The organism is Rhabdonatronobacter sediminivivens, from assembly GCF_013415485.1.
Classification (GTDB): Bacteria; Pseudomonadota; Alphaproteobacteria; order Rhodobacterales; family Rhodobacteraceae; genus Rhabdonatronobacter; species Rhabdonatronobacter sediminivivens.
Genome location: NZ_JACBXS010000004.1, coordinates 138,606 through 158,425 on the forward strand (window position 1 = coordinate 138,606; position 19,820 = coordinate 158,425).

Below are 19,820 nucleotides of genomic sequence, written 5' to 3' on the forward strand. Positions count from 1 at the left end.
GGCAGGGGGTTCTTAACCTGTGAAAGACATCCCATGACCGACAACCTGCGCGGCAGCCTGCTGATGGTGCTGGCAATGGCGCTCTTCGCGCTCGAAGACATGCTGATCAAACTGCTCTCGGCCAGCTTTCCGGTGGGGCAGATCATCGCCTTTCTGGGCGTGGGCGGGGCGCTGATCTTCGGGCTGATGGTCTGGCTGCGGGGTGAGCCGCTCTGGCCCCCGGCGCTGTGGTCCGGGCCGGTCATCATCCGCAACCTGGGCGAGATGGTCGCCGCCATGTCCTTCGTGATGGCCATCGCACTGACGCCGCTCTCCAGCGCCTCGGCCATCCTGCAGGCCACGCCGCTGGCGGTGACCCTGGGCGCGGTGCTGTTTCTGGGCGAGAAAGTCGGCTGGCGGCGCTGGGGGGCGATTCTGGCGGGGTTCTTCGGGGTGCTGCTGGTCATCCGCCCGGGGTTGGAGGGGTTCGAGCCCGCCTCGCTTCTGGCGGTGGTGGCGGTGTTTGCCCTGGCCGCGCGCGATCTGGCCACGCGGCGGGTGCCGGCGGCGGTGTCCAGCTATCAGCTTTCGGCCTGGGCCTATGCGGCGATGATCCCGGCGGGGCTGCTGCTGACCGCCTTCAGCACCCGCGCGGCCAGCCTGCCGGACGGGATGCAGGCGCTGCAATTCACCGCCATGCTGGTGCTGGGCCTGGGCGCCTATTACGCGCTGGTCGGCGCCGTGCGCACAGGCGAGGTTTCGGTCGTCACGCCCTTTCGCTATTCGCGGATGCTGTTCGCGCTGATCATCGGCGTGGTGGTCTTTGCCGAACGCCCGGACGCGGCTACCCTGACCGGGGCGGCGATCATCGTCGGCGCCGGGGTCTTCACCATCCTGCGCGAGCGTGCGCAACGGGGTTCCCAGCCCGCCTGACCCGCGCTATAGAGCGCTCAATCACCACCACGGGGGACGTCATGGGCACCATCATCGACATCATCGGGCGCGAGATCCTGGACAGCCGCGGCAATCCCACGGTCGAGGTGGACGTGATCCTCGAGGACGGCTCCATGGGCCGCGCCGCCGTGCCTTCGGGCGCCTCCACCGGCGCGCATGAGGCCGTCGAGCGGCGCGATGGCGACCCGGCGCGCTATCTGGGCAAGGGCGTGCAAGAGGCCGTCTCGGCCGTCAATGGCGACCTGGCCGAGGCGCTTCTGGGCGCGGATGCCACCGAACAGGTGGCCATCGACCAGGCAATGATCGAACTGGACGGCACCCATAACAAGGGCCGGCTGGGCGCCAATGCGATCCTGGGCGTGTCCATGGCCGTGGCCAAGGCGGCGGCGGATTTCACCACGCAGCCGCTTTACCGCTATATCGGCGGCACGTCAGCACGCACCCTGCCGGTGCCGATGATGAATATCATCAACGGCGGCGAACATGCCGACAACCCCATCGACATCCAGGAATTCATGATCATGCCCGTCGTCGCGCCCTCCATGCGCGACGCTGTGCGCATGGGGGCCGAGGTCTTTCACACCCTGAAGAAGGAGCTTTCGGCGGCAGGTCTTTCGACCGGGATCGGCGACGAGGGCGGCTTCGCCCCGGACCTGCGCTCCACCCGCGAGGCGCTGGATTTCATCCTGAAATCCATTGAAAAAGCCGGATATACCCCGGGTGGCGACATCATGCTGGCGCTTGATTGCGCCGCCACCGAATACTTCAAGAACGGCGCCTATGTCATGGAAGGCGAAGGGAAAACCCTGAGCGCGGCGCAGAATGTGGACTACCTGTCCGCCCTGGTCGCGGATTATCCGATCATCAGCATCGAAGACGGCTGCGCCGAGGATGACTGGGAGGGCTGGCAGATGCTGACCGAAGCCCTGGGCCGCAAGGTGCAGCTTGTGGGCGATGACCTGTTCGTCACCAACCCCACCCGCCTGCAACGCGGCATCGACGAAGGCTGCGGCAACAGCCTGCTGGTCAAGGTCAACCAGATCGGCACCCTGACCGAAACCCTGGCAGCCGTGGACATGGCGCACCGTGCGCGCATGACCTGCGTGATGTCGCATCGCTCGGGCGAGACCGAGGACGCCACCATCGCCGATCTGGCCGTGGCCACCAATTGCGGGCAGATCAAGACCGGCTCGCTCGCGCGCTCGGACCGGCTGGCGAAGTATAACCAGTTGATCCGGATCGAGGAATCGCTGGGCGAGACCGCCATCTATGCCGGGCGCACGGTGCTGGCACGCTAAGCGAACGCGCGGCGGGGTATCTTGCCCCCGCCGCCCGGACCTGCCAGACCGGGGCGGCACCCCTTGCCGGAGCCGCCATGCCCACCGATCGCACCCTGACCGAGATCAACCTGCCGCTGGCCATCGCCACCATCTGCGCGGGCGTGGCTTTCCTGGTGGTCAATGACGCCATCGCCAAGCTGCTGACCGAGCGCTACAATCCGGTGCAGATCATCGCCATCCGCAACATTCTGGCGGTGCCGATGATCGCGGCGGTGGTGCTGGCGATCTCGGGCACGGCGGGGCTGCGCACGCGCTATCTGCGCGTGCATGCGCTGCGCGGGGTGCTGATGCTGGTCGGCGCGTTCTTCTATTTCTCGGCCCTGACCGTGCTGCCCCTGGCCGAGGCCACGGCGCTGGTGTTTTCCGCCCCCATCTTCATCACCGCCCTTTCGGTGCCGATCCTGGGCGAAAGGGTCGGCCCGTGGCGCTGGGCGGCGGTGCTGGTTGGGTTTGCAGGCGTGCTGGTGATTGTCCAGCCGGGGGGCGCGGCGTTTCAACCGGCATCGCTGATGGTGCTGGGCACGGCCTCCTGCTACGCGCTGTTCATGATGATGGCGCGCTTCATCGGCCGGGATGAGGGGCTCTGGACCATGATGCTCTTCGCGGTGGGCTTTCCGGGGCTCTATGCCCTGCCCTTCGCCACTGCCGTGTGGGTGCCGGTGCAGACCGCTGATTACGCGCTTTTCGCCGCCATTGCCGTGCTGGGCAGCCTGGGCATCACGCTGATCGGGCAGGCCTTCCGGCTGGCCCCGGCGGCGGTGGTGGCGCCCTTTGACTATACGGCGCTGATCTGGGCCTCGGGGGTGGGCTGGCTGATCTGGGGCGATATCCCCGGCGGCTGGACCGTCACCGGTGCCAGCATCATCATCGCCGGGGGGCTCATCATCCTGTGGCGCGAAGGGATGCAACCGCGCCCCTGACCCACGCCCGAAGGTTCAGGCGACTTCCGACAGGCTGCCAAGAAGGATGCCGGTCATGGCCACCGAAATGTCGGCCTCCAGCGCGTTCAGCGCGATGCCCTGATCATAGCGCACAGCCTCGCGCCCGGCCTCGTGCATTGCATCGGCATCCACGAAAACCCATTCAGGGCTGTAGGCGCCGGGCAGACTCACAGCGTGGCGCAAGATTTCCAGCGCATCGGTGGCGCTGACCCGGCCGTCGCCATTGAAGTCGGCGGCAATGAAATGCTCCGGCCGGGCGGGGCCGAAGCTGGGCTCCAGCCCGACGGCCAGGCGCAGCACTTCCAGCGCATCAGTGGCCCGGATCGCCGGATCCCCAGCACTGTCATAGGCGCGCGCGGCATCCAGAACCCCGTCACCACCCGGCGCCAGATCCAGCTCGAACGCGCCGCTTGCGGAGGTCTCGGCGTTCGCTCCGGCCATGCTGAGCGCAACCCCCTGCATCGGCGCCCCCCAGAGGGTCTGCACCAGACCGTCAACCCGAACCGTCACCGGGCCCTCGGCAGCAGGCAGATCCTCCAGCCGGATCACCCCGTCGGCAAAGGCAAGTTGCTGGATGTTCTGCAGGGTATCGCGGCCCTGGCTGACAAAGGCATGGCGCTGGTCTTCGACCACCACCGTATCGCCCAGACGCTGCACTGCATAATCCGCCTGCAGACCGGCATAGATCACCGTGTTGGTCCCGCCATTGCCGTCATAGATGTCATTCCCAGCCGACGCGACAAAGACATCATCCCCGGGCGTCCCGCGCAGATGATCCGGACCGGTGCCACCTGCAACCGGGCCGTCGCCGGGCTGGGCTTCGATATCGAATCCCAGTTGAACCCCCAGGCGTGCCCGCGCGCCGTAGCTCATGGCGTTGAAATCCAGATAGACCGTGTCGGCATCATGGTGAACCCGGGCATCATCGAACCCCTCCAGCGTGGTGCCGGCGGCGATCACCTCGGCGCTGCGCAACGCGATTGCGGGGTTGTCGCGCAGCCCTTCAAAGGTAAAGGCAAAGCCGTTGTAGGGGTCTTCATCCTGCGCCGTGGCATACCGCCCGCCGAAATTGGCCCGGATGGTGTAGTTCAGCACCTCGCCGCGCATCTCGACCGTGGCGGGGACCGGGCCCGGGACCAGCCCGGGAAAGAGGTCGGACAGATTGCGGATGCTGGTCGCAGGGTCGATCATGACGCTGGCGGCAGTCCCGTGCGGGCTGTCCACGCTGGGCAGCAGCGGCTGGATCAGCATCTCGGTGCCATCGAGCAGGCCATGCCGTGGCGCCGACACCCGCGTCGCCCCCGATATATTGGTCAGGTTCACATCCGCAAAGTTGCGCAGTGATTGTCCTGCCAGCGTGTCCGGGTCAAAGCTGGACATCTCACTGCCCGCAAAGCCGAAGAACGCGTCCCCGTCGCGGCCATTGGCCAGCCCCCAGAGACTGCTGATCGGATGCTCGTCGATCCGGGGATCCTCGGGGTTGATGACGCCATCGCTGTCAATACCGTAGCGGACGAACGCATCCTGCCCGAAACGGCTGACGGCAAAGACGAATTCCGTCGGCGTTCCATCGCCATCACGCAGCAGGATCACATCGCCCGCGCTTTGATACGGCGAAGGCAGCAGGCCATTGGCGATCACCACCCCGGTGTCGATATACATCTGATACCAGCGCCCGCCGCCAGCCAGCACAGCCTGGGCCGCGCCGTTGTTTTCAAACACGGTGAGGGCGTTCACAGAGCCGAACGGCAGGCTGTAAAGCTGTTCCAGCTGCTCGGTTTCGGGGTCGACCCGAAAGACCCGGCTGAAATCGGTGGCGTAGAACTCGCCATATACCCCTTGCGCGATATCGGTCAGTTGCCGCCCGAAACTGCCGGTCTGGGTGACCTCATCATCGTCCCGGTTGTACAGGGCAAACCGCCCGTTCAGGTTCAGTATGAGGAAGTCGAGCGGTTCCGCATGTGCCCCGTCTGCACCCGCGAAGGGCAGACTCGTCACAAGTTCGCTAGCACTTCTGACAGGCAGGCCGTCTTGCCAGGCCTCGAAGAATACAGGTGCCGGCTCCGCGCCAACCGTCTCACGTTCAAAGCCCAGACCGGAACTGGCCAGAACACTTATATTCGCAGCTTGGCTGGACCCCGGATCACTGCTGCCGCCATAGCCCTGACCGTCGCCGCTGGTGATGAGCTCGTTTCCGAAATGGACATGCAGATGGGTCGATGTGCGCAGGCCTGTATTTCCGACAAATCCAAGCTGCTGCCCACCTTCTATCGGCATCCCTTCCGCGATCCCCGCAGGCAGCGAGCCCGCGCTCAGATGCAGGTAGCTGGCATAGAACGCGGGGGCATCTACGGGCTCGTGCCGAATAGTGATGAAATTTCCCCAGCCGCCGGGACCGATGGATTGCTCTTGCCCCTCGATTATCTGCAGGTCAGAGTTTTCAACCACCGATGCGGGAGCACCGTCCATGACGTCGCCGCGCCAATCGACCACATAGCCTGGCGCGACAGATCGGACTGGAACGACACCTGGCTGTGTGATCGTTGCTGCATCGAGCGTGTCGCCGTCCAGAAAGACAAAATCGACGGAGTAAAGCAACGCGCCGAAATGGCTGGTCGTCCCGCCATAGGCCTGGCTCACACGCGCCGTAAAGCCTTCGCCAAAAGGTAACTGTATTCGAGCAGCGTCATCAGAAATGGGAAAGGGCATGTCCAAACCTATTGAAGTGGGAGAAGGGTCACAAAGCGGTGGACCTGAAAACGCCCGAACCCTAGGCGGTCACAAATGCCTGATCAAGATCGAAGCGTGAAACTCATTATCCAGGCATCAAGGACAAATACGCTGCATGTCATGGCTTGATGGATGCAACCATTCTCTGGAAATGTGCCCTTTCCAAAGCGCCGGACGCCAGCCGTGACACCTCAAACCTCACGGCAGCGCTTAGCCCGAGGTCCCACAAAGGGACATGCTTCACCCCTTCGCGTTCAGATCCTTCAGCAATCGCCCATGGCGGCGCACCTCGCGCAGGACGTCGCCAAAGGTGACCAGCCCGCGGGCCTGCAACATGGGCACCAGCCGCAGGAACGCGTCCGCCGTGGCGACCGTATCGCCGATGGCGGTGTGGCGGGCTTCCTCGGGGATGGTGATGCCCAGCCGCGCGGTCAGCGCGTCCAGCGAGTGCTGTTCCGTCTGGCCAAAGACCACCGCCGACAGCAGCACCGTGTCCAGCACCGGGTGATCGAAGCTGGCGCCGATGGCGGTTTCATGCCGGCGCAGGAATTCCATGTCAAAGGGCGCATTATGGGCGATCAGCACCGACCCGCGCGCAAAGCCATGGAAACGCTGCCCGGCCTCGGCGATGGTGGGGGCGCCCTTGACCATATCCTCGGTAATCCCGTGGACCGAGGTCGAGCTGGCCGGGATCGCGCGCTGCGGGTCCACCAGCGTGTCGAACACCTCGCCGCGCACGCGCCGGCCGTTGACCAGGCGCACGGCGGCGATCTGGACGATCTCGTCGGCGGATGGCGTCAGCCCGGTGGTTTCGGTGTCGAACACCACATAGGTCAGATCCTCCAGCCGGGCATCGGCCACGGCGGCGTTGCGGGCCTTGGACAGCAAGTCGAAGTCATAGACCACGGCGCGGGCCACGGGGGGCGGTCGGCGAGTAGCGCGGCGCGCGTTGCGGATGGGCAGGCGCACAGCACCGCCGCCGGGGCGCAGCTCGGTCCAGGCTTCGGTGCCATGGGTGTTGAGCACGGCGCGCGCGGTCAGGTCCGGGGCGGCAGGGTCCACGGCCTCCTCCAGCCAGCGGTCGAAATCGCCGACATTCAGGGGTTTGCCCAGCCAGCACATGTCCAGAACAGCGCCGGGGCCATCCTCTTCGATCAGGTCCAGCCGGAAATCCTGACCCAGCCCTTCGGCCGCGACACGGCGCCCCAGCCAGTCGAAAAAGGCCACAAGTTCAAAGCCGTCGCAGCGCAGCATCAGTTCGGGGCCGGCACAGGTCAGGGCGCGGCCCTCGGCCTCGAAGCGCGCGCGCAGGCTGTCGAACAGATCGGCGCTGCGGGTTTCGGCCAGCGGGCGCCAGTCGGTGCGCCCGGCGTCATAGCGTTGGCCAAGCTCGGTGATCGCACCGGTCAGGGCGGCCACTTCGTCCAGCATGGCGGGCATCATGGCTGCGCTCTCGGGCAGATCGGGGGCCTCGGACACAACGCCGATGACGGTCTGCAGATTGGCTGCCGGACGGCGCACACGGTCAAAGACCTCGCCCAGCAGGGCCTCGCGGCTGGCATGGGCGGCCATGTCGGCGGTCACATCGCGCAGGGTCAGCACATAGCCCGGTGGCCCGCCCTGTTCGGTGCGGCGCAGCACGCGCATCCGCCCGGCCAGCAGCCGGGCGCTGCCGGTGGTCGCGCACAAAAGGTCCGAGGCCGCGTCCGGGTCGCCCGCATCGACCAGGCGCGCATAGGCATGCGCAATCGGTCCTTCGCGCAGATACTCCAGAAGGTTCCGGTCCAACCCCGGCGCCCCGCCTGCGCCCAGCAATTCGACCGCCGGGCCGTTGTAGAAGACCAGCTGGTGTTCGCCGGTGCACAGCAGCACCGCCACCGGCACATCGGCCAGCAGCTTTTCCAGCCGCGCCTTCTCTGCCGACAGACGCGAGGTCTCGCGGGCCACTGCCTCGGCCAGGGCGCTGCGGGTTTCGATCAGGCTGCGGGTGGCTTCGGCGGCGGCGGGGGCCAGATCGCCCAGATAGCGGGCGCGGTCGCGGTCCAGATCCCCGTCAACCGCGGCATGGGTGCGCGCCCGGATGGCATTGGCCAGCGCTTCGATCGCGCGGGCGACATGGGTGTCGAACAGCAGCCAGATCCAGGCCACCAGCCCCAGCATGATGAACCCGGCAAACACCCCGGCCTGCACCAGCGCGCCCACCAGCCCTTCGACCTGCGGCGCGCGGGCCAGCGACAGCCAGAACCCCGCCACCATGGCGCCGATCCCGCCCACGGCCAACAGCACGAAGAACAGCAGGATGCGGATGCGCAGGCTCAGCCGTTCAAGCATTCCCGTTCCCCGCGGCTTCCGCGGTGGCGGCGCGGGCCTCGGCGGTGGCGGCGTCCGGGTCGGCCAGGATACGGCGGACTTCCTCGCGCAGGGCCTTGAGCTCGAAAGGTTTGGAAATGAACCCCGTGGCGCCCATGGCCAACCCCTTGCGCCGCTCCATGGCTGAGCCGCGCGCGGTCATCATCAGGATCGGAATATGGTCCAGTTCCGGGTCCGAGCGCACCGACTGGCAGATTTCATAGCCCGAAACCTCGGGCAGCATGACATCGAGCAGCACCAGATCCGGGCGCATGGAGCGGATCAGTTCCAACGCCCCCGCGCCGGTATCGATGCGGGTCTGCTCATAGCCCTCGCGGGTCAGCAGGTAGTCCAGCGCGATGGCGATGTTGTCCTCATCCTCGATGACAAGGATGCGTGCCCTAGCCTTCGTGTCCTCCATGGTCTCCTCCTTCGCAGGCTTCGCGCAGCACCGGATCCTCCGGCGACAGGCGGAACCAGTTGCCCCCCTCCGGGGCTCCCTCCTCGGTAAATCGTGTGGCGCTGGTCACGTCCATGCGCCGTGCATTCGCACAGTCGAAAATCACCTGCACGCCGAAATTCAGCGCCCAGCGCTCCTGCAGGATCACGCCCGTCAGCACCAGATCCGGCTGCGCCTGATGGCGCAGGGTGACACGGTGATCCACGGCGGTGATGCGGTTCGACAGCGGGAAGATATAGCTCCAGGGCCGGAACCAGGCGGTATGCGTGTTCTGCTGCGCAATCACCACGCCGGGCGGCAGGGCATTTTCGACCCGGCCCGCCCAGGTGTATTCCAGATAGATGATCATCCCCACGATTCCGGCCGCAGCGGCAAAGGGCATGGTCCAGGTGGGCAGGCGCCCACGGCTCAGGTGATTGATGACCAGTGCAATCCCGGCGGCGGCAAAAGCCGCGCAGACAACGGCGATGAATTCCAGCAGCATGAGCGCGTCCTAACCCAGTGTTCCGGTGCGCGAACCCACCGCCGATTGCATTGTGCGCACCACCACAAAGGCGTCACGCAGGTGGCTGCGCTCGAAATCCGACAGATCCGAGGGCGCCAGATAGTTGTCAGGCTTGCGCCCCATGCGCACCAGGGCGGCCTGGTTTTCCAGCCGCAGCCGGGCGATCAGGTCATAGGCTTCGATCAGGTCGCGCGCGCCGGACACGCTGATCACCCCCGCCGCTTCGGCCGCCAGCAACCTTTCGCGGGTGTTGACCGGGGTCAGCCGCCCCTTGAGCGCATAGACCCGCGCCAGATCGGCCACCGGGACCACGCCGCCAAGCTTCATGTCCACATGGTTCTTGTATTCGCCCGACCGGATGGTGGCGAAGCCGCGCAGCAGCCCCAGCGGCGGCGCATGTTTCAGCGAATTCGAGATCATATGCGCCACGAAGATCGAATTCTTCGCCGCCGCCTCCAGCGTTTCGGCCTGCAGGTTGCGAAACAGCGACACATCGCCGCCGATGGGACGCAGGTCAAACATGACCGAGGCCAGCATCTGCGCCTCGGGGTCGGGCGTGTCGATCCAGCCCTTGAAATAGCGCCGCCATTTGCGCACCGGCTGACACCAGCGCGGGTTGGTGGCCATCATGTCACCGGGGCAATAGAAATACCCGGCAGCGTCCAGCCCGTCGGAAACGATCCGGGCCAGTTTCAGGAAATACTCCATGTCACCGGGCGCCATGGAATCGTCGATCATGATGCAGTTGTCCTGATCGCTGACCCCGGTCTGCTCCTGCCGCCCCTGGCTGCCGCAGGCCAGCCACAGGTACGGCACCGGCGGGGGGCCCAGTTCAGCCTCGGCCAGGCGCAGCAGGCGGCGCGTCACGGTATCGGCCACATCGGTGATAAGGCGGGTGACCACTTCATGCGCGCTGTGCCCGCCCACCAGTTGCACCAGCAGCTGGGGAATGCGATCGGTCACGCGGGCCAGCGCCTGCGCATCCTCGGCGACCGAGGCATCGCGCACCAGTTGGGCCGAGTTCACCGCCTGAAACCGCGTCAGGTCGGTCTGGGTGATGATCCCCAGCAGCTTGCCATCGCGCACCACCGGCAGATGCCCGATGCGGCGTTCCAGCATCATGTGCAGGATGTCCGAGCCCAGGCTGTCCGGGGTCAGGGCCTGGACGTTACGGGTCATCACCTCCGAGACGGGGGTATCCCCCGGCAATCCCTCGGCCAGAACGCGGGCGGTCAGGTCGCGGGTGGTGACAATCCCCACCAGCGCCCCGTTTTCGGTAACCGCGACCGAAGAAATCCGGTTCTCGCGCATGGTGCGGGCGGCCTCGGTCACCGATGCATCGGGGGGGCAGCTCACCGGGCTGCGGGTCATCAGGTCCGAAACCTTCAGCGTGGACAGGTCCCCCGTGCGATCACGACCGCCCCGCCCGCGGTTGAAAAAGCGTTCAAACGCCGGGTGATTGGCGATCAGATGGCGCAGGTCCGCCACCGGCAGCTTCAGCAGCACCGAATCCTCGGTCACGCGCGCCGTGGTCACGGCCAGCCCGTCGCGCAACAGGCCCCTTTCCCCAAAGGAGTTGCGCGGACCCAGCACCGAAATCAGCGCGCCGTTGCCGTCGATCACCTCGACCGCGCCGCGCCAGATCAGGAACAGACCGCGGATGGGTTCGCCAGTGGCATAGACTTCGGTTCCGGCCGGGTATTCCCTGCGGCTGAAGGAACTGGCGACCCGCGCCAGTTCGTCCTGCGGCAGGCTGTCATAGGGATGCACGCTTTGCAGAAAGGTGATGATGTCGTCCTGGTCCTGCATGGCGCTTCCTCCCCGTCGGCCATGAAGTGGCCTGCCCCCGTATCGCACGGGGACAGGCCGATGTCATTGATCCGGATCAGTGATCCACGGCACCGCTGGCCCCACGCGGGACGCGGATGGATTCCACCAGTTCCTGGATCTCTTCGGGTGCAGGGCCGGTCAGCTTCAGCGTGATATAGGCCGCAGCAAAGTTCAGCACCGCACCAACAGCCCCGAAGGACAGCGGCGAAATCCCCATGATCCAGGCGTCCTGCGTATTCGGCAGCAGGTTGGTGCCCGGGATGAAGAAGAAGCCCAGATAGGTGAAGATGTAGAGCACGGTCGAGCCAAGCCCCACGATCATCCCCACGATCGCCCCGGAGGAGTTCATCGTCTTGGAGAAGATGCCCATCATGATGGCCGGGAACAGCGAACTTGCCGCCAGTCCGAAGGCCAGGGCCACCACCTGTGCCGCAAAGCCCGGCGGGTTGGCGCCCAGATAGGTGGCCAGCACGATGGCAAAGGCCATGGATATCCGGGCGTAGAGCAGCTCCTGCTTTTCCGAGATCCCCGGCGCGAAGGTTCGCTTCAGCAGGTCATGACTGATGGCCGAGGATATGGCCAAGAGCAGACCCGCCGCCGTGGACAGCGCCGCCGCCAGACCGCCCGCGGCGATCAGACCGATGACCCAGCCCGGAAGCTGCGCGATCTCGGGGTTGGCCAGCACCAGGATATCCTGGTTGAAGGTCACCATCTCATTGCCTTCCCAGCCCCGCTCGGCAGCCATGGCCGGGGGATTGGCTTCGTTGTAGTACTGGATCAGGCCGTCGTTGTTCTTGTCCTCGAACGCCAGCAGGCCCGTACGCTCCCAGGTTTCCATCCAGTCCGGCCGCTCGTCATAGCTGATCGGCTGTTCCTGGGTGCCATCGGGGTAGATGGTGGTGATGATGTTCAGCCGCGCCATGGCACCGACCGCCGGAGCAACGGTGTAGAGCAGCGCGATGAAGACCAGCGCCCAGCCAGCGGATTTGCGGGCATCGGCCACTTTCGGCACGGTGAAGAAGCGGATGATCACATGCGGCAGACCCGCGGTGCCGATCATCAGCGACAGGGTGAAGAGCACCATGTTGAAGGTGGTCTGCGGCTCGTGCAGGCCGGTGTAGTCATGGAAGCCCAGCTCCACCAGCACCTCGTCCAGCTTGGCCAGCAGCGGCAGGCCGGATTCGGTATGCGTGCTGAACAGACCAAGCTGCGGCAGCGGGTTGCCGGTCAGTTGCAGCGAGATGAAGACCGCCGGAATGGTATAGGCGGTGATCAGCACGCAATACTGCGCCAACTGGGTGTAGGTGATGCCTTTCATCCCGCCAAGCACGGCATAGGCGAACACCACCGCCGCGGCGATGATCAGCCCGGTCAGGTTGTCCACCTCCAGGAAGCGCGAAAACGCCACGCCCGCACCGGTCATCTGGCCGATCACATAGGTGATCGACATCACCAGCAGCGAGATCACGGCAACGATCCGCGCCGTCTTGCTGTAGAACCGGTCGCCGATGAAGTCCGGCACGGTGAAGCGGCCGAACTTGCGCAGGTAGGGCGCCAGAAGCAGTGCCAGCAGCACATAGCCGCCCGTCCAGCCCATCAGGAAGGTCGAGTTGCCGTAGCCCACGAAGGCGATGAGACCCGCCATCGAGATGAACGAGGCCGCCGACATCCAGTCCGCCGCAGTGGCAGCACCGTTGACGATGGGGTTGACCCCGCGCGAGGCCGCGTAGAAGTCTGATGTGGACCCGGCGCGGGCCCAGATGGCGATCCCGATATAGAGGGCAAAGGACGCGCCCACGAATATCAGGTTGATGACAAACTGATCCATGTCTCAGCCCCTCACTCTTCGTCCACGCCGTACTCGCGATCGAGCCGGTTCATGTACCAGGTGTAGTAGAAGATCAGCACGATGAAGGTCAGGATCGACCCCTGTTGCGCAAACCAGAACCCAAGATCGGTGCCCCCGATCGGGATGCCCGACAGGAGCGGGCGGAACACGATGCCGAACCCGAAGGACACAAGCGCCCAGATCACCATGCTGATGGTGATGATCCGGATGTTGGCCTTCCAGTAGTCATCGGTCGATTTTTTCTCGGACATGAGACATCTCCCAATTTTCCTCCTCACTTCCCTGCCCCCCGCGCGGGGACAAGGACCTCTTGGACAGCCGCCACAGGCCCCTGTGAGCAGCTCACAGGGCGGCGGGGCGTCATCGCGCCGTGGCGCGCGCCGGTTTACCGGCTGTTATTGTGCCGATGCGTCCTTCACGATGGCCTGCAACTCTGCAGCAATGTCAGCGATGTCGCCCATCGCATCGACGCGCTTCAGAACGCCCTTGCCATCATAGTGTTCGATCAGCGGTGCCGTCTGTGCGTGATAGGCATCAAGCCGCGCACGCACGGTTTCGGCGGTATCGTCAGCCCGGCGTGTGAACTCCGTGCTGCCGCATTTGTCGCAGACACCGGCCACCGCCGGGGTCTTGAACCTGTCATGATAGCCTTCGCCACACCGGGCGCAGGTGTAGCGCCCGGCAATGCGTTCGACCATCGCCTCATCCTCGACCTCAAGCGAGATCGCCGCCGAGACGTTTGCCCCCTGGTCGGCCAGCAGCGCTTCCAGCGCCTCGGCCTGGCCGGGGGTGCGGGGAAAGCCGTCCAGGATCACGCCCCTGGCGGTGTCCGGCTGGGCCATGCGGTCGCGCAGGATGGCCAGGACGATCTCATCGCTGACCAGGCCGCCTGCGTCCATCACCGCTTTCGCGGCCTTTCCGGCCTCGGTCCCGGCCTTGACGGCGGCGCGCAGCAGATCACCGGTGGACAGTTGAACAAGGCCGAAGCCCTGCTCCAGCATCCGGGCCTGCGTGCCCTTGCCGGCCCCCGGAGGGCCCAGCAGGATCAGAACGGCGGGGCGGGTCTGTGTGTCGCTTGCGCTCATCGCCTCAGCCCCGGTTCATGCGGTTTTCGATCAGGTCATCGACCACTGCCGGTTCCGCAAGCGTCGAGGTGTCGCCCAGCGCGCCATAGTCGTTCTCGGCGATCTTGCGCAGGATGCGGCGCATGATCTTGCCCGACCGTGTCTTGGGCAGGCCCGGTGCCCACTGGATCAGGTCCGGGCTGGCAATGGGGCCGATCTCCTGGCGCACCCATTTGACCAGATCCTTGCGCAGGTCCTCGGTCGGCTCGACCCCGTTCATCAGGGTGACATAGGCATAGATGCCCTGCCCCTTGATCTCATGCGGGTAGCCGACCACGGCGGCCTCGGCCACCACCTCATGGGCGACCAGCGCCGATTCGACCTCGGCGGTGCCCATGCGGTGGCCGGAAACGTTGATCACGTCATCCACGCGCCCGGTGATCCAGTAGTAGCCATCGGCATCGCGCCGGCAGCCATCACCCGAGAAGTAGTAGCCCTTGTACTGCTGGAAATACGTCTCCTGGAAGCGCTGGTGATCGCCCCAGACAGTGCGCATCTGACCGGGCCAGCTGTCGGCGATGCACAGCACGCCTTCGGCCTCGGTGCTCTCGATCTCCTTGCCGGATTCGGCCTCCAGCACCACGGGCTTCACACCAAAGAAGGGCTTGGTGGCCGAACCCGGCTTGGTGGGCACGGCGCCAGGCAGCGGCGTGATCAGATGGCCGCCGGTTTCGGTCTGCCACCAGGTATCGACGATGGGGCATTTCCCCTTGCCGACATGGGTGTTGTACCAGTTCCAGGCCTCGGGGTTGATCGGTTCGCCCACCGTGCCCAGCAGCCGCAGCGACGACAGGTCATGCTTTTCCACATGATCGGGGCCATGCGCCATCAGCGCGCGGATCGCCGTGGGGGCGGTGTAAAACTGGTTGACGCGATGCTTGGCGCAGACCTCCCAGAAGCGGCCCGCATCCGGATAGGTGGGCACGCCTTCGAACATCAGCGTGGTCGCGCCATTGGCCAGCGGGCCGTAGATGATGTAGCTGTGCCCGGTGACCCAGCCCACATCGGCCGTGCACCAGAAGACATCGCCATCATGGTAGTCAAAGGTGTACTGGTGCGTCATCGCCGCATAGACCAGATACCCGCCCGAGGTATGCACAACCCCCTTCGGCTTGCCGGTCGAGCCCGAGGTATAGAGCACGAACAGCGGGTCCTCGGCGCCAACTTCGGTATAGGCGCAATAGGGCGCGGCCTCGGCCATTTCGGCCTTCAGGTCGACATCGCGCCCCTGCACCCAGGTCGTCTGGTCGCCGGTATGCTTGACCACGAAGCATTTGACCCTGTCAGAACAATCGGTCAGCGCCTTGTCGGTGTTCGATTTCAGCGCCGTGCGCCGCCCGCCGCGCGGAGCGGTATCGGCGGTGATGACGGCCACGGCTTCGGAATCGTTGATCCGCTGCGCCAGTGCATCGGGCGAAAAGCCCCCGAAGACGATCGAATGGATCGCCCCGATCCGCGCACAGGCCAGCATGGCATAGGCGGCCTCGGGGATCATGGGCAGATAGAGCACCACGCGGTCGCCCTTGCTGACGCCATGCTCCTTGAGCACATTGGCCATCCGGCTCGTCTGCTCCAGCAACTCCTTGTAGGTGATATGCTGCGCAGGGGTCGCCGGGTCATCGGGCTCGAATATGATCGCCGTCTGGTCGCCACGGGTCACCAGATGGCGGTCAATGCAGTTGGCGCTGACGTTCAGCGTGCCATCCTCGAACCACTTGATATCCACCTGGCCGAAGTCGAAATTGACGTTCCTGACCTTGGTAAAGGGCTTGATCCAGTCGATCCGCCTGCCGTGCTCTGCCCAGAATGCCTCGGGGTTGTCGATCGAGGCTTTGTACATCGCCTCATAGCCGCTAGCATCAACATGGGCGCGGGAGATGAATTCATCCGACGCGTGAACCAACGGGGCTTTGACGGTATCTGACATGCATACTCCTCCTGTCACGGAAGGCGCGTCAGCTATCCACCCCTCCCGAATTTACCAGCGCAAGGCCGCGCCGGAATCCTTCCCTAACGGCATCATAACACTTTCGTCAAAAAAATGGTAACTCTTTTTTTTCAAACGATTTTTCTGTAAAGAGTTGCTTGGTATCGAACCGTTTTGTGTAAAGTGTTTTCACGGCGTCACAGTTCTGCCATATTTTCAAAGGCTTCCCGGACCCCGCGAAAGCCGCGCGCCAATTCGGGTCGGCGCCCTGCCCCCCGGGGCGACGGGCGCCCTGCCCTTGCAGGTGCCGGGCCAAATCATCGCCCTGCGCGCCAGAGCGGCCTGCAGGCGTGATTCGCGGCCAGCCGGGCGGGTGCGGCGCCCCCCCTGCCCCGCAGCGTCAGCGCGCCGTGATCCCGGGCGCGCCCGCAACCACCCGCCCGATACCGGCCGCGCGGCCGAACCCGGCGCCATGCAGCGCGTCCAGCAGCGTGGCCAGCTCCTGCTCCGGCACCGCGGCCAGCAGCCCGCCTGCGGTCTGCGGATCGAACAGCAGCGCCGCACGGGCAGTTTCGGGCGCCGTGATCCGCCCCTCCAGGACGGCGCGGTTTGACGGTGCAATGGTGGAGCCGTGCCCCTGACCTGCCAGCACCTCGGCCCCCGAAAGAAGCGGCAGCGCCTCCAGGTCCAGCTCTGCCGCCACGCCCGAGGCGACCAGCATCTCCATCAGATGCCCGGCCAGACCAAAGCCCGTCACATCGGTCATCGCCCGCGCCCGTGGCGCAAGGATGGCCGCAGCCTGCCCCTGCGGCTGGGCCATGGCGGCCAACGCTGCGGCCACGTCATCGCCCGCCGCCTGCATCTGCATCTCGGCGGCCAGCAGGGTGCCGGTCCCCAACGGCTTGACCAGCACCAGCGCATCCCCCGGACGGGCGCCACCCTTGGTCAGGAGCGCCCCCTCCGGACGCCCGGTAACGGTGAAGCCGATTACCATCTCGGCGCCCATGGCGCTGTGACCGCCGACGATGGCGCCCCCGGCCTCGGCCACCACGGCATGGGCTCCGGCCATGACCTCGGCCAGGGTGCGGCCTTGCAGGGCCGGCGACATATGCGGCAAGGTGATGCTGGCCAGCACCGCCTGCGGCTGCGCGCCCATGGCCCAGACATCCCCCAGCGCATGCACCGCCGCAATCCGCGCCATGGTATAGGGATCATCCACCAGCGCGCGCAGATGGTCGGTGGCAATCACCTGGCGGCGGTCCCCCATGCGCAGGATCGCCGCATCATCGCCCGCGCCGGCCTCGACGTCCGGATGGTCCGGCGGCGGCAGCGCAGCCAGCGCCTGCTGCAGGGCCCCGGACCCCATCTTGGCGCCACAGCCGCCGCAAAGCGGCCTGGCGGCGCCAGGCATCTGGTCCAGCCCCGCCGCGCGCAGCTTGGACGCCGCAGGCACGGCAGGCACGGGCGGGGCGAATTGCTGCATGAATTTCGCGTCAATCCGGTCCTTCAGCCGCCACAGCCAGGCACCCTCGACCGCCAGTGACCACTTGTCCGCCAGCGCCTTGCGGTCCCCCAGCGAGATCAGCTTCAGGTAATCGCGCTGCGGCCAGTAGCGCCGCTGCACCCCGGTTTCGGCCAGCGCTGCGCGCAGGTTGGCCAGCAGCACCGGCGCCTGGCGCACCGCATAGACCCCGGCCTTGGCCCGCGGCGCATGCTGCATGTGGGCGCAATCGCCCACCGCAAAGACCCGCGGGTCCGTCACGCTCTGCAGCGTCGGCCCCACGGTGATGAACCCGTCCTGCAACGCCAGCCCCGTATCGCGCAGCCAGTCATGGGGCCGCGACCCGGCCGCGCCGACCACCAGCCCCGCAGGCACCGAGGCCCCATCGGCGAGGTCCACATGATCTGCCCCAATGCCAACCACGCTGGCCCCGGTCTGCAGCATGATCCCGGCCGCGCGCAGATGGCCCAGCAATCGCGCCCGCGCAGCCCGGCCCAGATGCGGCAATGCCTGCGCCCCGGCCTCAAGCACCGTTACCTGCGCCCCCGGCACCCCGCGCAGGCGGAAGGCCATGGCCAGCGCCAGTTCCACCCCCGCGACCCCGCCGCCAATCACCACCACCCGTGCCGGAACCGCGCCCCGCGTGGCGCGGGCGACAAACTCCTCCCACGCCCGGGCATAGCCACCCAGCGGCTTGGCCGAGACCGCATGCGCTCCGTAACCCGGCACCATCGGCAGATCCGAGGTGATGCCGATATCCACCGACAGAACATCATAGGCCAGATCCGGCCGCCCCCGCAGCCGCACCCTGCGCGCGCCAGGGTCGATACCGCAGGCCCGGTCCAGAATGAGCCGCGCCCCCGCCCGCCGCGCCAACCGCACAAGGTCGATCTCCAGCGCAGCGCGGGAATAATGCCCGGCGATATGGCCCGGCAGCATGCCAGTATAGGGCGCCGAAGGATCGGGGTTGACCACCGTCACCCGCGCCCCGGGCAGCGGAGCCATGGCCCAACGGTGCAACACCAGCGCATGGGTATGCCCGCCGCCGATCAGCACCAGATCGCGCGTCCAGGGCGCGGGGATCCCTGTCATCATCTTGGCCGTCCTACAAAAGCTCAATGCAGGCGCTTGCCACCCGCATCCGTCTTCCGCATACCCCCTTCCCGCTCCCGTCGCCACAGGACAATCCGCCACCCGCGGCAGCCTCCGCTTTGCCCCTTGACGGCCAGGTCGCACTGGCCTAAGACCCGCCGCGTTGGCGGAGTAGCTCAGTTGGTTAGAGCAGCGGAATCATAATCCGCGTGTCGGGGGTTCAAGTCCCTCCTCCGCTACCACCGTTCCCCCCGACGCTCGTATGCGCATGTTGGGATAGAGGTTCGGGGCTTCCATGAGCTCGGAAAGCCGGCCTTCCAGCCTTATCTTGAAGCCTTTGTCCTCCGGGGTAACCACCACCTTCGAGATCAGGCGTCTGATGCGTTCGGCGGCATCTTCGGTGTCGGGCGATATCCCGGCCGCGAACACCCCCTCCAGATCGCCGACATAGGTCTGGTACTGCCGCAACGCGGCAGGATGCAGGCCCACGACCTTGGGCGCCTCCGGCACAACGGCAAGCTCTGCCTCGATTTCCTTCTGCCGTGCAGACAGTTCACGCATCTGGGCGCCGATCACCTCGGTCGGCAGGCGCTCGTGCACATAGTCCTGCCAGGACCGGTCCAACAGCCGTTTGATCTCGCCAAGCTTGTTCTCCAGAACGATGCGCTGGCGCCGCTTGTCCGCTGTCGCACGCTCACGCTCCTGCTGGTAGGCCTCGGCGAATTCCCTCAGCAGATGCGGGGCCTTGAGGTGCTGCTTGAGGCCGGCGAGGACCGCCGCCTCGATCTCATCCATGTAGAAGATGCGGTTGTTGCTGCAGGCGCCCGATTCGCGGCGCGTGCTGCAATGGATACGGACACGGCCGTGATCGCGGTCCTTCACCGACAACCCGCCGCCGCAGCATCCGCATTTGAGCAGGCCCGACAGCAGGTAGCGCGCCTTGCGCTGTCGCTGTGGGGCTTCATGGCTGCGATCCCGCTTACGCGCCTGGACCGCATCGAAGAGCGGTTGCTCGACGATCGCCAGCGCGGGCACCTTTTCCCGCCTCCACGCCTCGGGCGGGTTCGCCCGTGACACCCGCTTGCCGGTGTCGGGGTCCTTCACCATTCGCACGCGGTTCCAGACGAGCACACCGGAATAAAGCTCGTTGATGAGGATCCCGTAGGCTCCAGACTCATTGATATTCAAAGCCAGAAGAGGACGGTTGCGGCGAGCGCGACGGCGGAGAGGAACACTTTC

Annotated in this window: 14 protein-coding genes and 1 tRNA gene; 4 read left to right on the forward strand and 11 right to left on the reverse strand. The window is 65.9% G+C overall.

The annotated features are described in order from the left end of the window. The first annotated feature begins 33 nt into the window (after positions 1 to 33). From HUK65_RS03130 to HUK65_RS03140, 3 genes are all read left to right on the forward strand, one after another. Positions 34 to 912: a DMT family transporter gene (locus HUK65_RS03130; protein WP_179904664.1), complete on the forward strand. Its 879-nt coding sequence runs from the start codon at positions 34 to 36 to the stop codon at positions 910 to 912. A gap of 41 nt (positions 913 to 953) precedes the next feature. Beyond that, positions 954 to 2,231, forward strand: coding sequence for a phosphopyruvate hydratase (eno, locus tag HUK65_RS03135; protein ID WP_179904665.1), 1,278 nt, complete (start codon positions 954 to 956; stop codon positions 2,229 to 2,231). A gap of 77 nt (positions 2,232 to 2,308) precedes the next feature. Continuing rightward, a complete protein-coding gene (locus tag HUK65_RS03140) occupies positions 2,309 to 3,193 on the forward strand; it encodes a DMT family transporter (protein ID WP_179904666.1) in 885 nt (294 codons plus the stop codon). A gap of 15 nt (positions 3,194 to 3,208) precedes the next feature. Here HUK65_RS03140 and HUK65_RS03145 read toward each other — a convergent pair whose 3' ends face one another. The 10 genes from HUK65_RS03145 to selD form a co-directional block, all read right to left on the reverse strand. Beyond that, positions 3,209 to 5,854 carry a peptidoglycan DD-metalloendopeptidase family protein gene (locus HUK65_RS03145; protein ID WP_179904667.1) on the reverse strand — a complete coding sequence of 882 codons (2,646 nt, stop codon included), beginning with the start codon at positions 5,852 to 5,854 and terminating at the stop codon, positions 3,209 to 3,211. A 330-nt stretch (positions 5,855 to 6,184) separates the two neighbouring features. Further along, positions 6,185 to 8,275 (reverse strand): 3'-5' exonuclease, encoded by a 2,091-nt coding sequence (locus HUK65_RS03150; protein ID WP_179904668.1) that lies wholly within the window; start codon positions 8,273 to 8,275, stop codon positions 6,185 to 6,187. Beyond that, positions 8,268 to 8,714 carry a response regulator transcription factor gene (locus HUK65_RS03155; RefSeq protein ID WP_179904669.1) on the reverse strand — a complete coding sequence of 149 codons (447 nt, stop codon included), beginning with the start codon at positions 8,712 to 8,714 and terminating at the stop codon, positions 8,268 to 8,270. Before HUK65_RS03155 ends, HUK65_RS03150 begins: the two co-directional genes overlap by 8 nt. Then, positions 8,695 to 9,237: a hypothetical protein gene (locus HUK65_RS03160; RefSeq protein ID WP_179904670.1), complete on the reverse strand. Its 543-nt coding sequence runs from the start codon at positions 9,235 to 9,237 to the stop codon at positions 8,695 to 8,697. The genes HUK65_RS03155 and HUK65_RS03160 overlap by 20 nt, the downstream gene beginning before the upstream one ends. A 9-nt stretch (positions 9,238 to 9,246) precedes the next feature. Continuing rightward, positions 9,247 to 11,067 (reverse strand): DUF294 nucleotidyltransferase-like domain-containing protein, encoded by a 1,821-nt coding sequence (locus tag HUK65_RS03165; RefSeq protein WP_179904671.1) that lies wholly within the window; start codon positions 11,065 to 11,067, stop codon positions 9,247 to 9,249. Positions 11,068 to 11,143: 76 nt separating this feature from the next. Beyond that, positions 11,144 to 12,916 carry a sodium:solute symporter family protein gene (locus tag HUK65_RS03170; RefSeq protein WP_179904672.1) on the reverse strand — a complete coding sequence of 591 codons (1,773 nt, stop codon included), beginning with the start codon at positions 12,914 to 12,916 and terminating at the stop codon, positions 11,144 to 11,146. A gap of 11 nt (positions 12,917 to 12,927) precedes the next feature. Next, positions 12,928 to 13,188, reverse strand: coding sequence for a DUF4212 domain-containing protein (locus tag HUK65_RS03175; protein ID WP_179904673.1), 261 nt, complete (start codon positions 13,186 to 13,188; stop codon positions 12,928 to 12,930). A gap of 144 nt (positions 13,189 to 13,332) precedes the next feature. Continuing rightward, positions 13,333 to 14,022, reverse strand: coding sequence for an adenylate kinase (locus HUK65_RS03180; RefSeq protein WP_179904674.1), 690 nt, complete (start codon positions 14,020 to 14,022; stop codon positions 13,333 to 13,335). A gap of 4 nt (positions 14,023 to 14,026) precedes the next feature. Next, positions 14,027 to 15,988, reverse strand: coding sequence for an acetate--CoA ligase (acs, locus tag HUK65_RS03185; RefSeq protein WP_179904675.1), 1,962 nt, complete (start codon positions 15,986 to 15,988; stop codon positions 14,027 to 14,029). Between the two features lie 400 nt (positions 15,989 to 16,388). Then, the gene (gene selD / locus HUK65_RS03190) at positions 16,389 to 18,581 is read right to left on the reverse strand and encodes a selenide, water dikinase SelD (protein ID WP_179904676.1); all 2,193 of its coding nucleotides are present in this window, start codon (positions 18,579 to 18,581) and stop codon (positions 16,389 to 16,391) included. 165 nt (positions 18,582 to 18,746) lie between these two features. Between selD and HUK65_RS03195 the strand changes: the two genes are divergently transcribed. After that, positions 18,747 to 18,823: transfer RNA gene (locus HUK65_RS03195), tRNA-Met, on the forward strand. Here HUK65_RS03195 and HUK65_RS19165 read toward each other — a convergent pair. Then, positions 18,780 to 19,769 carry a recombinase zinc beta ribbon domain-containing protein gene (locus HUK65_RS19165; RefSeq protein WP_407692408.1) on the reverse strand — a complete coding sequence of 330 codons (990 nt, stop codon included), beginning with the start codon at positions 19,767 to 19,769 and terminating at the stop codon, positions 18,780 to 18,782. The genes HUK65_RS03195 and HUK65_RS19165 overlap by 44 nt on opposite strands. Positions 19,770 to 19,820: the final 51 nt, after the last annotated feature.